Below are 12596 nucleotides of genomic sequence, written 5' to 3'. Positions count from 1 at the left end.
AGACATGCGCGAGATCATCATCATCGGGTCGGGCCCCGCCGGTTTCACGGCGGCGATCTACGCCGCCCGGGCCGGACTCAAGCCCCTCCTCCTCGCTTCGAGCGTCGAGGCGGGCGGCGACCTGATGAACACCACCGAGGTCGAGAACTTCCCCGGCTTCCCGCAGGGTGTGCAGGGCCCTGAGCTCATGATGAAGCTGCAGGAGCAGGCCGAGCGCTTCGGCACCGAGGTCGTGCTCGACGACGTCACCCGCCTCGAGCTCTCGGGCGAGGTCAAGGTCGTCGAAACCGGTTACTCGGGCACCTTCGAGGCTCGCTCGGTGATCTTCGCCACGGGTTCTGCCTACCGCAAGCTCGGCCTCCACGACGAGGAGCGCCTCTCCGGCCGCGGCGTCTCCTGGTGCGCCACCTGCGACGGCTTCTTCTTCAAGACCAAGACCATCGCGGTCGTCGGCGGCGGCGACTCCGCCATGGAGGAGGCCACCTTCCTCACGCGCTTCGCCGAGAAGGTCTACGTCGTGCACCGCAAGGACTCGCTGCGCGCCTCGAAGATCATGCAGGAGCGCGCCTTCGGCAACGACAAGATCGAGTTCGTGTGGAACGCGGAGGTCGTCGGCATCAACGGTGAGAACGCGGTGGAAGGGCTCCAGCTGCGCGACACCGTCACCGGTGAGGAGAGCACCCTCGAGGTGCAGGGTCTGTTCGTCGCGATCGGCAACGACCCGCGCGTGCATCTCGTTCACGGTCAGCTCGACCTCACGCCCGAGGGCACCATCGCCGTCGAGGGCCGCTCTTCGAAGACCAACCTCACCGGAGTGTTCGCGGCCGGTGACGTGATCGACCCGCACTACCGGCAGGCCGTCACCGCGGCCGCCTCCGGCACGGTCGCCGCGCTCGACGCCGAGGAGTTCCTCGCGTCGCTCGACCAGGCCGCCGCCGAGGCGCGCGACCTGGTTCCCGCCGAGTAGAGCATCCGAACTCCCACCTCCCCACGAAAGAAGGAAGCCATGTCCAACGCCAAGGCAGTCTCCGACTCCACCTTCGACGCCGATGTCCTGAAGTCCGAGAAGACCATCCTCGTCGACTTCTGGGCCGAGTGGTGCGGCCCGTGTCGCGCCGTCGCCCCCATCCTCGACCAGATCGCGGCCGAGCACGGCGACAAGCTCGAGATCGTGAAGCTGAACGTCGACGACAACCCGCAGACCGCGATGAAGTACCAGATCACCTCGATCCCGGCGCTCAAGGTCTACCAGGGCGGCGAGGTCGTGAAGACGATCATCGGCGCGAAGCCCAAGGCTGCCCTCGAGGCCGACCTCGCGGCGTTCATCTGATCGCCTCGACCCCGTCGAACCCCCGAGAACGCGCCTGACGGCCAGTTCCTGTCGAGTGGCCCGCCGCATCCTTGCGCCGGGCCACTTTTTCGTGTTCTACGATGGAATTTCGGTCTACGTCGGGATGTACGTCAGTGAGCAGCCACAACCCTCCACAGCAGTCGGGCAACAACCTCGATCCCTGGTACTACAACTACGCCGAGCGCACGGCCGGCCTCGCCGCCTCCGAGGTACGCGCCCTGTTCGCCGTGGCCTCGCGCCCCGAGGTGGTGTCGCTGGCCGGCGGTATGCCCGCCGTCTCCGCACTGCCGCAGGAGCTCGTCATCGACTCGATTAACCGCGTCATGCGGCAGCAGGGCCCCGTCGCCCTGCAGTACGGCTCGGGGCAGGGTGTTCCGAAGCTCCGTGAGCAGATCCTCGACGTGATGGCGATGGAGGGCATCCGGGCCAGCGCCGACGACGTGGTGGTGACGACGGGTTCGCAGCACGCGCTCGAACTGGTGACCAAGCTTTTCATCGACCCGGGAGACGTCGTGCTGGCCGAGGGGCCGAGCTACGTCACCGCGATGGTCATCTTCAAGTCTTTCCAAGCGGAGACGCACCATGTGCTGATGGACGAGCACGGCATGATCCCCGAGTCGTTGCGCGAGAACATCGCCCGGCTCAAGGCTGCGGGCAAGAAGATCAAGTTGCTCTACACGATCCCGTCGTTCCAGAACCCTGCCGGTGTGACGCTGAGCTGGGAGCGACGGCTCGAGATCCTCGAGATCGCCCGCGACAACGACATCCTGGTGCTCGAAGACAACCCCTACGGTCTGCTGCACTTCGACTCCCCGCCGCCGCCCGCCATGCGCTCGGTCGAGCAGGACGGCGTCATCTACCTCGGAACCTTCTCGAAGACCCTCGCCCCCGGCTTCCGAGTCGGCTGGGCACTCGCGCCCCACGCGGTCCGCGAGAAGCTCATCCTGGCCAACGAGGCCGCGGTGCTCTCGCCCAGCTCGTTCAGCCAGCTGGTCGTCTCGGAGTACCTCGACTCGATCGACTGGCGCGCGCAGGTCGACCGCTTCCGCGGGGTCTACCGGGAGCGCAAGGAGGCGATGATCTCGGCGCTCACCGAGTACCTGCCGAACCTCAGCTGGACGAATCCCGAAGGCGGCTTCTACGTCTGGCTCACCCTCCCGCCCGACCTCGACTCGAAGCAGATGCTGCCCCGTGCGGTGAAGGAGCTCGTCGCCTACACGCCGGGAACCGCGTTCTTCTCCGACGGCGGCGGGCGCAACAACATCCGTCTGTCGTTCTGCTATCCGACGCCCGACGCGATCAAGGTGGGCATCCGTCGCCTGCAGTCGGTCATCAACGGCGAGCTCGACCTCCTCGAGACCTTCGCCGCGACCGGCCCACTCGAGACGGTTCGCGACCGCAACTATTCCGCCCCGCCGCCCAACCTGGATTGAGGATCGACTCCATGTCCGACGAAACGACTCCCCGCACCGTCGTGGTGCTCGCCGGCGGTATCTCTCACGAGCGCGACGTGTCGCTCCGTTCCGGCCGGCGCGTCGCCGACGCCCTCCTCGAACGCGGCCACTCGGTCACGCTTCGCGATCCGGATGCGACGCTTCTTCCTTTCCTCGCCGAGAACCGACCCGACCTCGTGTGGCCCGCCCTCCACGGCGCCAGTGGTGAAGACGGAGCGTTGCGGGCCCTGCTCGGCATGCTCGGTGTTCCGTACGTCGGATCGCGGTCGAACACCGCACGGCTGGCCTGGCACAAGCCGACAGCCAAAGAGATCGTCTCTCGGGCGGGCCTCGCCACCCCGCAGTCGATCACGCTCCCGCGCGACAGCTTCCGGGAGCTCGGGGCCACGCAGGTGCTCGCCCTGGTGCTCGACTCGCTCGGAGCCGACCTCGTGGTCAAGCCGGCCATGGGTGGTTCGGCACTCGGCGTCGGTGTTCTCGAGACCTCCGACGATCTTCCGCGCGCCGTGGTCGACGCCTACACCTACGGCGACGTGGCGCTCATCGAACAGCGGGTGCGGGGTGTCGAGATCTCGGTCGGGATCGTCGACCTCGGTGACGGTCCGTTCGCCCTTCCTGCTGTTGAAATCGAGCCCCGATCAGGCATTTATAGTTTCGAGGCTCGTTACAACGCCGGTGAGACCAGCTTCTATGCTCCCGCCCGCCTCGACGCGGAGACGGCTTCGAACGCGCAGCGCGCCGCGCTCGAGATCCATCGCGCGCTCGGCCTCCGCCACATCTCCCGAGTCGACCTCATCGTCGACGCCTCCGGCGTTCCGTGGTTCCTCGAGGCCAACGTGCTCCCCGGTCTCACGGAGACCTCGACGGTGCCGCAGGGCATCCTGGCGGCCGGGTTCACGCTCGGTGCGGTGTACGAACAGATCGGCGAGGTCGCCCTCGCCGACGAGCGCGGCTAACTCGGTTCGGTCGAGTCGTCTCCGCCGAACCCCGTCTCTCCCAGCTCGGAGAGGATGCGGTTGAGGTCGCCGATGGTCGCGAAGTCGATGACGATCTGACCCTTGGTACGCCCCAGACTGACACGCACCCTGGTGTTCAGACGGTCGCCGAGTCGCTCGCCGATCTCGTCCAAGTGGCCCCGCTTGGTTCCCGCCGTCGTCTTCGCGCGCGACTGCTTGGGAGCCTCCGAGGCCAGCGCCTCAGCGGCACGCACCGAGAGGTCTTCATTCACGATCTTGTCGGCGAGCTTCGTCATCGCCTCGACGTCACCGACGGCCAGCACGGCCCGCGCGTGACCTGCACTGAGCACTCCGGCCGCCACGCGGTTCTGCACCGCCGGTGGGAGCCGGAGGAGTCGCAGGGTGTTGGTGATCTGGGGGCGCGACCGACCGATGCGCTCCGCGAGCTGATCCTGCGTGATGCCGAAGTCGTCGAGCAGCTGCTGATATGCGGATGCTTCCTCGAGGGGATTGAGCTGAGACCGGTGCAGGTTCTCGAGTAGAGCATCCCTGAGCATGTCTTCATCGGCGGTGTCTTTGATGACGGCGGGGATGGTGTCGAGACCGACCTCCTTGGTCGCCCGAAGTCGCCGCTCGCCCATGACCAGCTCGTACTGCTGCTCGGCACCGTCTTCGCGGGGGAGCTCGCGCACGACGATGGGCTGAAGTACGCCGATCTCGCGGATGGAGTGAACGAGCTCAGCCAGGTCTGCCGGGTCGAAGACACTGCGCGGCTGCTTGGCGTTCGGCACGATGGAGGCGGGATCGAGCTGGGCAAGGCGCGCGCCGGGAACCGACACGAGCTGCGGCTCGGAGGGGGTGGACCGTGGAGCATCGAAGAACACGTCGACGGGGCGCGACCCCTCGAGCCGCGGCTCGTCGGTGGGGATGAGGGCTCCGATACCGCGGCCGAGGCCGGCTCTCTTCTTAGTGGCCACGCTGCGACGCTCCTCTTTCTGCGATTTCGGCGGCCGCCTCGAGGTACGAGATCGAGCCGGGGGAACTGGGGTCGAAGCTGATCACGGTCTGCCCGTAGCTCGGAGCTTCGGAGATGCGCACCGAACGCGGGATCACCGCCTGGAGCGTCTGCTCGGGGAAGTGCTCGCGAACATCCTCGGCGACCTGGAAGGCAAGGCGGGTGCGGCCGTCGTACATGGTGAGCAGGATCGTCGAGACCGCAAGGGCGGGGTTCAGATGCCGTTCGATGAGACTGATGTTGTTGAGCAATTGGCTGAGGCCCTCAAGAGCGTAGTACTCGCACTGGATCGGGATGAGCACCTCACGCGCCGCCACGAATGCATTGATGGTGAGCAGGCCGAGTGACGGCGGGCAGTCGATGAAGACATAGTGGAATGGTTCGCCCTCGCGCTCTTTGGCTGCAAGGAAGCGATCGAGGGCACCTCTGAGCCGCTGCTCGCGGGCGACCATAGGAACGAGCTCGATTTCGGCGCCCGCCAGGTGGATGGTGGCAGGAAGACAGAACAAGCGCTCGTTCTCGGGGCTGGCCTGCACGACATCGGCGATATCCTCGTCTCGGATGAGAACGTCGTACACGCTCGGGAGCTCACCTCGATGGTCGACTCCGAGAGCGGTCGAGGCATTGCCTTGTGGATCGAGATCGATCACCAACACGCGTGCGCCCTCTCGCGCGAGTGCGGCCGCGAGATTCACCGTGGTCGTGGTCTTGCCGACTCCGCCCTTCTGATTCGCGACTGTCAGCACACGCGAAGAGTGGGGGAGGGGAAACTCGCGAGTCGCCAGGCGTCGCCGGCGCTGCGAGAGATCTGCCAGTTCCCGAGCCAGTGGAGTCGTCGCATCGAAAGCGGTGGAATCACTGGTGGTCATTCACTTCATCCTGTCGATATGTTTCACGTGAAACATCGTGGCTTCACCGTACCTCGCGGCGAGAAGGGCAGACTTCGATGCTACCCAACAACACGGTGCGGTTCCGCGTGTCGCGGGAGATCTCGAACCTGCCCGCAGACTTTCGGTTGATCAGGCCGGCAGCGATGCCCGAATCACCCTCGTGATCTCCACGCCATGCTCGGCACCGAGCTCGAGAACCTCGACACCCGTGAGTTTGAACCGACGGATCGCCTTCTCCGCGGAGTCGATCTCGCGCGCGGCGCCGGCACCCTTCATGAGCACCATCTCGCCCCCTGGCTTCAGCAAAGGGGCACAGAGCGGGACGAGTTTGGCGAATGCGCTCACAGCGCGCGCTGTCACCTGGTCGAGCTGAGCCTCGCCGCGGTACTCCTCGGCCCGAGCGCGCACGACCCTCACATTCTCGAGGCCAAGATTCTCGCGCTGTTTTTCCAACCATGCGACTCGCCGTTCCATCGGCTCAATGAGAACGAAGTCGACATCCGGCCGAGCAACGGCCAGCACTATTCCAGGCAGGCCGGCACCGCTCCCGATGTCTCCAACGACACCCGGGCGCAAGAGGGGAGCGACGAGAGCGCAATTCACGATGTGACGTGTCCAGATGCGGGGGAGTTCGAGTGGTCCGATGAGCCCGAGCTCCTCACCGCGCGTGATCAGGTCGTCGGTGTACCGACGCGCAAGGTCGAGCCGATCACCGAAGAGTTCCCGTGCGAGCGTGGGCTCCTGCTCTGCGCTCGTGATGCCGTCAGACTCGGTGCCCATCCCTGGTCACACTCACTCTCATGCCAGCGATGTTTCACGTGAAACATTGCGATTGCGTTCGCCCAGCGACGGGGCTCTTCCAGAACTGCCATTCTATCTTCGCGGACACGTTCGTTCGTCGGGCCCGAGGCGCTCATGTTTCACGTGAAACATCGTCCTGGCAAGCCGTGGTCGACTAATGGCTATGTTTCACGTGAAACATTGAGGGGCCGTCGGCACGCACGCGCTGCCATCGCTCAGAGCTTCACGTGGAACATAGTCCCGTCCCACGATGCCCCTGAATCTCCCAACGGTGGCCAGAGCCGAACGAACTGAACGAACCACGTCCATTGAGCACATAGTCCGTGCTCTTCGTGATCCAATGCGACGGACTCCACCGAATGTGGGGGCCGTACCAAGCGGGCTTCTGATTGACCACGGGGGTCACGCATGTGTGATGCGCCCGTACAGCCGACGCGACGCGTCGAGGGCCGAGAGCCGGAAGACCGTGAGCGGTCTCGACGTGGAGACGGCGCGCGGCGGTTGGCGCCACAGTGTGGCGCACGCAGAATGCAATCGTCCCCAACCCATTGCGACAAGCTGGCTGGCTCCGCCGTCTTCGAGCAGGAAGTGTCGCATGCCCATACCCACGGCGATCGATCTAGGCAGGCTTCGTTGCAGGGCGTGACGTGAAGTTCGACGAACATCAAGTCACGACGCCCCGATTTTGGCTGAGCGAACTGCAGTTCCGAGACCATCTTGCATGCTCTTTACTTCGAGATCGAGCCCGCCGGTTCTGATGAGGCCGCGTCTCCGGAGGCTTCTGCGCGCGGGGCGGGTGGGTCCATCCTTGCGGACCAGTGAGCCGGAGCCGTGACGATCGGCGACGCCAAGGTGTGCTCGGGTGGCTTCGAACGCGCGGGATACCGCGATTGGACGCCGGGCGCCTCCGCCGCGAGGGGTAAGACGGCACTCCCATGGACCAAGACCCAGATGGCCATATCCCGTATCCCATGGGTTGAGGGGGCGGATCGTGACAGGTCGATGACGGTACGAGGGCCGGAGAGCGCGGACGTAGAGATCTACTCCACGGTACTAGTCGCGAGGTAGTAGCGAAGACGCTGACGCTAGGGGCGGATAGAGCGCCGGTGAAAGTGAGCTCGCGCGACGGTGACCACATCAGTAGCCCTAATTCGCACTGAAGAGAAACTGCCTCCGCGTGGCCCCGATCGGGCCATAACCGGGCATTCCACCCGCTCTGCCCGCAGGGAGGAGGCCGCTGACACTAAGCGTCGACGGAGACTGCGGGCTCATAGGCGCCGAGGGATATGTGTCGAGAGTCGGGGTAGTCGGACGGCGTACTGACTGCGGTGCTACGAAGCACGACCGCCGGCGTGGGACCGGCTGACGCAGAGCGAACCGAGCGGACGCATGGGCGCCCACCAGATTGCGTCCGTGACGGTCGTTCACCACCGCGCACAGCGAAGAATCTGGTCTGCTCTCAGACCATGCACCGGCGGCGGCGCATCGAGTTGTCACAAAGGGCCGCATCCGGCGCCTTGAGTAGACACATTGCGACCGGTCGAAGAGTAACAGTGGCACTCGGGAGGAAACATCACCCCGAGCGTCTAAAGCCCTGAGCGGGCCGCGACCGAAAGTCTCGACGGGTTCCATGGTCGAGAAGCGCGAGCACCGGCGTGCGACGAGCGATCGCAGCCAGAGGTCGTGCAGTTCCGGGGGACGGGAACAGCACTGGCATTGCTCGAGGCTGCCATGCCCAGCCGCTGGGCTTTCTTAGTGGCCGCGAACCCGCCCTCTCGAAGGAGTGAAAGGGGCGAGGGTGACGCGGCAACAATGTGACAGGTCGAGGGCAAGCACATTGCACGACAGTGACGATCTCTCACCAGAACTACTTCGGTGTAATTCGGACGCAAAGGAAAGGGGCCGGGGCGCCGGAGGCGCTCACCGGCCCCTGGGGGTGGTGCGGGGGAGTGCGGGTCAGGCGCGCCGGATCACCGTGTGGCGGTCGCGACCCTCGCCCTCCGACTCGGAGGTGAACCCGCGGTCGGCGACGATGTCGTGAACGAGCTTGCGCTCGTACGACGACATCGGCTCGAGAGCCGCGGCCGACGCACCCGCCTCGATCTCGGCAATGGCCGAGGTCACGAGCTTTTCGAGTTCACGCTGTCGCTGCTCGCGACTTCCGCCCACGTCGAGGATGAGGCGGGAGAAGTCGCCGGTCTTCGTCTGCACGGCGAGGCGGGTGAGCTCCTGCAGCGCCGAGACGGTGTCGGGTCGCGACAGGAGTCGCAGGTTGCTGTCGCCCGAGGCGTTCACCGAGATGTAGGCACGGCCGTCGGCCACCGAGATGTCGATGTCGCCGTCGAGGTCGCAGATGTCGAGCAGCTCCTCGATGTAGTCGGCTGCGACATCGCCCTCGTCGACGGTCTCGGTCGTCTCACCCGCGGCAGCCGGAGTGGCCTCGGGGTCGATGGTGGTCTCGGTCACGTCGCTCATTTCTTGCCGCCTTGCTTCTTTGCACGGTTCTTACTCACCGGCTGCTGTCGTTGGGTGGGCTTCGGGGGTTCGGGTGCCGTCTCGATCTCGCCGGCAGCGCCCTTCTTCGGCTCCAGCTTCCCGCGTCGAGCCAGTCGCTCTTCACGAGCCTTTGCCGCCTCGCTGCCGGGGGTGGGCATGTTGCGGATCACCAGGAACTGCTGGCCCATGGTCCAGAAGTTCGAGGTCAGCCAGTAGAACATGACACCGAGCGGGAAGGCCACACCCGAGAACACGAACACGAGCGGAAGGATGTACAGCAGGATGCGCTGCTGCCGGTACATCGGGCTCTCCTTGGCCTCAGGAGACTGGTTCTTGGCCATGATCTGCAGCTGCGTGTAGAACTGCGACGCCGTCATCAGCACCACCATGAGACCCGCGATGAGCATGACCTGCCACGGTCCGCCGGCGTTCCAGGCGCCGATGAAGGTGTCGTGGAGCGGAGCGACCCCGAACAGCGTCGCGTCACCGAACTGCTTGCCGAGCCCGGCGTCGAGCGGGCCGACACCGGCCTGGCCCTTCTGCGCGTTGTTGAGCACCGAGAAGAGACTGAAGAAGATCGGCATCTGCAGCAACAGCGGCAGACACGAAGCGAGCGGGTTGGTGCCCGTCTTGCGGTAGAGCTCCATCGTCTCGCGCGACATCGCCTCACGCGAGAACTGGTCCTTCTTGCCCTTGTACTTGTCCTGGATCTTCTTCAGCTGGGGCGCGACCTCGAGCATCTTGCGCTGGCTCTTGATCTGGCGCACGAAGATGGGGATGAGGGCCGCACGGACGACGATCACCAGACCGACGATCGAGAGCACCCAGGTGAGACCGGCTGCCGGGTCGAGCCCGATCGCCGTCCACACCCAGTGCCACGCCACGAGGATCAGCTCCACCACCCACTTGATGGGCCAGAGGATGGTATCGATGAACGGGATTTCCATGGGTCGGGTCAGCCCTTTCCGTGGCTAGCTGGTACGACGAAACCGAACGGCGTGAGCCGATATCTCAGGCGGCGAAGCGGCGGCACGTCGTCGACGCCACCCTTCGCCCAGGGGTGACAGCGCGCGATGCGATAGACGCCGAGTGCTGACCCCACCACGAGTCCGCGCTGCTGGATCGCCTGCAAGGTATAAGAGGAGCACGACGGGTAGTAGCGGCACACGTCGCCGTACAGTGGGGAGATCACGGCGCGATACCCACGCAACACCAGAACGGCGAGATTGCGGGGGAGCAGCAGCAGCGCGGTCAACACCGACGTCATGCGAGCACGGATCCTTTGGTGAGAGAACGCGACAGTTCTTCGAACAGTACCCGGTAAGGCTGTGACGCGGCTCCGGGAAGCGCCCGCACGACCACGTCGACACCTGGTCGCACGTGGGGGAGGAGTTCGTAGCAGGCCGCTTTCATGCGGCGCCGAACCCGGTTGCGCACCACGGCCACGCCGACCGTCTTGGCCACGATGAACCCGAAACGCGCATCCGACGACGAATCGGATGCGCGAATGTAGGTCACGGTGTTGGGCCCCACGTGCTTCGAACCACGTCGAACGGTGGAGCGGTAGTCGCTGCCGTGAGTGATGCGATTGGCTGAGGCCAACACCGCCGGGCGACGGAGAACTCAGGCGGAGAGCTCGGTGCGGCCCTTGCGGCGGCGAGCCGACAGGATCGCACGGCCCGCACGGGTGCGCATGCGCAGACGGAAGCCGTGCACCTTGGCGCGGCGGCGGTTGTTCGGCTGGAAGGTTCGCTTGCTCATCTTGATCTCCGTGATCGGCCGGCGTTCGAATGGTTCGCCGCCGTGAAGTGGTCGCGTCGTGACGACGTGGGGGTGTGTGGACAGAGGTCCACGAGTCAACTGATTAAACCTACGGCCTGAATCGCCGTGGGTCAAACGGGACGCCGCAAAGAATCAATTATCCACACCCTGTGGATAGAAGCTGTGTAGGACACGCGGCCTGTCAATACAACGAACTTGCCCTGCGGCATGGCAGTCACTAGCGTAGCTTCCTACAGTTATTCACAGCCGGCGGGGGCGCGACATCGGCAGCAGTCGAACGAACGGTTCGGCACGCAATTGAAGGTTCGACAGGAGTTTCCTTGGCTGACGGTGCCGGTTCGACAGAAGACAACTGGCGCTCGGTGCTCGACGTGCTGGCGCACGACGAGCGCATCACCCCTCAGCTGAAGGGTTTTCTCGGCCTCGTGGTTCCGAAAGGCATCCTCGGCGGGTCGTTCTACCTCGAAGTCCCCAACGACTTCACGCGCGACATGCTCGAGCAGCGCGTGCGCCCCTCTCTTCTCACCGCGCTCGGAACCCTCGACAGCCGCCTGGCCGTCTCCAACTTCTCGGTGGTCGTGAACCCCGACGTCGACGGCTTCGAGACCGTCACGGTCACCGACCCGGCACCCGAGGCGAGCTTCACCGACTCCATCGTGCAGAGCACACCCGCCGTGCAGGAGACCGTCGGGCCGCTCCGCAACAACGACACCCGGCTGAACCCCAAGTACAGCTTCGACAACTTCGTCATCGGCGGGTCGAATCGCTTCGCCCACGCCGCGGCCGTCGCTGTCGCCGAAGCTCCCGCCAAGGCCTACAACCCCCTCTTCATCTACGGCGATTCCGGCCTCGGCAAGACCCACCTCCTCCATGCCATCGGTCACTACGCGATCTCGCTCTATCCCGGCGTCCGAGTGCGCTATGTGAGCTCGGAGGAGTTCACCAACGACTTCATCAACTCGATCGCCAACAACCGGGGCGCCGCGTTCCACAGCCGCTACCGCGACATCGACCTGCTCCTCATCGACGACATCCAGTTCCTGCAGGGCAAGGCCGAGACGCAAGAAGCGTTCTTCCACACCTTCAACACCCTGCACGATCACAACAAGCAGGTCGTCATCACCTCCGACCTGCCGCCGAAGCACCTCACCGGCTTCGAAGACCGGATGCGCACCCGCTTCGAGTGGGGACTGATCACCGACGTGCAGACCCCCGACCTCGAGACCCGCATCGCCATCCTGCGCAAGAAGGCACAGAGTGAGCGGCTCAGGGTGCCCGACGACATCCTCGAGTTCATGGCCTCGAAGGTCTCGTCGAACGTGCGGGAGCTCGAGGGCACCCTCATCAGGGTCACCGCGTTCGCGAGCCTCAACCGCACCCCGGTCGACATGCAGCTCGTGCAGACGGTGCTGAAAGATCTCATCACGCTCGACGACGACAACGTCATCGCACCCGTCGACATCATCAACCACACCGCCGAGTACTTCAGGCTCTCGGTCGACGACCTCTATGGCTCGTCGCGCTCGCAGGCGATCGCGACGGCGCGCCAGATCGCCATGTACCTGTGCCGTGAGATGACGAGCCTGTCGCTGCCGAAGATCGGGCAGCTGTTCGGCGGCCGCGACCACACCACGGTGATGTACGCCAACAACAAGATCGGCAAGCTGATGACCGAGAAGCGGTCGATCTACAACCAGGTCACCGAGATCTCGAACCGCATCAAGCACAACCAGCGCTACAAAGGCGCCTGAGCGACTCCTGACACGGTTGTCCACAGATTGTGAAAAGAATGTGGATAAACCGGCTCGAGATGTTGATCATTCGGGCCGGGATGTGGATTCGTTCATCGAG

The 12596-nt window shown here is 64.9% G+C and carries 13 protein-coding genes; 5 read left to right on the top strand and 8 right to left on the bottom strand.

Features of this window, described 5'->3' with window-relative positions; translation table 11 throughout:
* Positions 1-4: 4 nt before the first annotated feature.
* From trxB to ABFY20_RS00050, 4 genes are all read left to right on the top strand, one after another.
* Positions 5-967: a thioredoxin-disulfide reductase gene (gene trxB / locus ABFY20_RS00065; RefSeq protein ID WP_368497902.1), complete on the top strand. Its 963-nt coding sequence runs from the start codon at positions 5-7 to the stop codon at positions 965-967.
* A 39-nt stretch (positions 968-1006) separates the two neighbouring features.
* Positions 1007-1330: a thioredoxin gene (gene trxA / locus ABFY20_RS00060; protein ID WP_368497901.1), complete on the top strand. Its 324-nt coding sequence runs from the start codon at positions 1007-1009 to the stop codon at positions 1328-1330.
* A gap of 134 nt (positions 1331-1464) precedes the next feature.
* Positions 1465-2784, top strand: a complete 1320-nt coding sequence (locus ABFY20_RS00055) for a PLP-dependent aminotransferase family protein (protein ID WP_368497900.1) — start codon at positions 1465-1467, stop codon at positions 2782-2784.
* A gap of 11 nt (positions 2785-2795) precedes the next feature.
* Positions 2796-3761 carry a D-alanine--D-alanine ligase gene (locus tag ABFY20_RS00050; protein ID WP_368497899.1) on the top strand — a complete coding sequence of 322 codons (966 nt, stop codon included), beginning with the start codon at positions 2796-2798 and terminating at the stop codon, positions 3759-3761.
* Here the strand turns inward: ABFY20_RS00050 and ABFY20_RS00045 are convergent.
* The 8 genes from ABFY20_RS00045 to rpmH all read right to left on the bottom strand — a co-directional run bounded on the left by ABFY20_RS00045 (position 3758) and on the right by rpmH (position 10724).
* Positions 3758-4738: a ParB/RepB/Spo0J family partition protein gene (locus tag ABFY20_RS00045; RefSeq protein WP_368497898.1), complete on the bottom strand. Its 981-nt coding sequence runs from the start codon at positions 4736-4738 to the stop codon at positions 3758-3760. The two genes, ABFY20_RS00050 and ABFY20_RS00045, sit on opposite strands and share 4 nt — an antisense overlap.
* Positions 4728-5645, bottom strand: a complete 918-nt coding sequence (locus ABFY20_RS00040) for a ParA family protein (RefSeq protein WP_368497897.1) — start codon at positions 5643-5645, stop codon at positions 4728-4730. Before ABFY20_RS00040 ends, ABFY20_RS00045 begins: the two co-directional genes overlap by 11 nt.
* Before the next feature lie 150 nt (positions 5646-5795).
* Positions 5796-6446, bottom strand: a complete 651-nt coding sequence (gene rsmG / locus ABFY20_RS00035; RefSeq protein WP_368497896.1) for a 16S rRNA (guanine(527)-N(7))-methyltransferase RsmG — start codon at positions 6444-6446, stop codon at positions 5796-5798.
* Positions 6447-8423: 1977 nt separating this feature from the next.
* Positions 8424-8942, bottom strand: coding sequence for a protein jag (locus ABFY20_RS00030; protein WP_368497895.1), 519 nt, complete (start codon positions 8940-8942; stop codon positions 8424-8426).
* Positions 8939-9904, bottom strand: coding sequence for a membrane protein insertase YidC (gene yidC, locus ABFY20_RS00025; protein WP_368499838.1), 966 nt, complete (start codon positions 9902-9904; stop codon positions 8939-8941). The genes ABFY20_RS00030 and yidC overlap by 4 nt, the downstream gene beginning before the upstream one ends.
* A 14-nt stretch (positions 9905-9918) precedes the next feature.
* The gene (gene yidD / locus ABFY20_RS00020) at positions 9919-10230 is read right to left on the bottom strand and encodes a membrane protein insertion efficiency factor YidD (protein WP_368497894.1); all 312 of its coding nucleotides are present in this window, start codon (positions 10228-10230) and stop codon (positions 9919-9921) included.
* Positions 10227-10568, bottom strand: a complete 342-nt coding sequence (gene rnpA, locus ABFY20_RS00015; protein WP_368497893.1) for a ribonuclease P protein component — start codon at positions 10566-10568, stop codon at positions 10227-10229. Before rnpA ends, yidD begins: the two co-directional genes overlap by 4 nt.
* Positions 10569-10586: 18 nt before the next feature.
* Positions 10587-10724 carry a 50S ribosomal protein L34 gene (rpmH, locus tag ABFY20_RS00010; protein ID WP_022895130.1) on the bottom strand — a complete coding sequence of 46 codons (138 nt, stop codon included), beginning with the start codon at positions 10722-10724 and terminating at the stop codon, positions 10587-10589.
* A 341-nt stretch (positions 10725-11065) separates the two neighbouring features.
* On the opposite strand from rpmH, the gene dnaA reads away from it, so the two are divergent.
* Positions 11066-12496 (top strand): chromosomal replication initiator protein DnaA, encoded by a 1431-nt coding sequence (dnaA, locus tag ABFY20_RS00005; RefSeq protein WP_368497892.1) that lies wholly within the window; start codon positions 11066-11068, stop codon positions 12494-12496.
* The last annotated feature ends 100 nt before the right edge of the window (positions 12497-12596 follow it).

This window comes from Herbiconiux sp. A18JL235 (assembly GCF_040939305.1).
Classification (GTDB): domain Bacteria; phylum Actinomycetota; class Actinomycetes; order Actinomycetales; family Microbacteriaceae; genus Herbiconiux.
Note: the sequence above shows the minus strand (reverse complement) of the source record. Positions and strands in the feature narration are given on the sequence as shown.

What these genes read in the sequence shown, in the direction of transcription:
- rsmG (WP_368497896.1), bottom strand. Translation starts at nt 6,446, where the DNA reads ATGGGCACCGAGTCTGACGGCATCACGAGCGCAGAGCAGGAGCCCACG.
- trxB (WP_368497902.1), top strand. Translation starts at nt 5, where the DNA reads ATGCGCGAGATCATCATCATCGGGTCGGGCCCCGCCGGTTTCACGGCG.
- trxA (WP_368497901.1), top strand. Translation starts at nt 1,007, where the DNA reads ATGTCCAACGCCAAGGCAGTCTCCGACTCCACCTTCGACGCCGATGTC.
- ABFY20_RS00040 (WP_368497897.1), bottom strand. Translation starts at nt 5,645, where the DNA reads ATGACCACCAGTGATTCCACCGCTTTCGATGCGACGACTCCACTGGCT.
- rpmH (WP_022895130.1), bottom strand. Translation starts at nt 10,724, where the DNA reads ATGAGCAAGCGAACCTTCCAGCCGAACAACCGCCGCCGCGCCAAGGTG.
- ABFY20_RS00050 (WP_368497899.1), top strand. Translation starts at nt 2,796, where the DNA reads ATGTCCGACGAAACGACTCCCCGCACCGTCGTGGTGCTCGCCGGCGGT.
- yidD (WP_368497894.1), bottom strand. Translation starts at nt 10,230, where the DNA reads ATGACGTCGGTGTTGACCGCGCTGCTGCTGCTCCCCCGCAATCTCGCC.
- ABFY20_RS00030 (WP_368497895.1), bottom strand. Translation starts at nt 8,942, where the DNA reads ATGAGCGACGTGACCGAGACCACCATCGACCCCGAGGCCACTCCGGCT.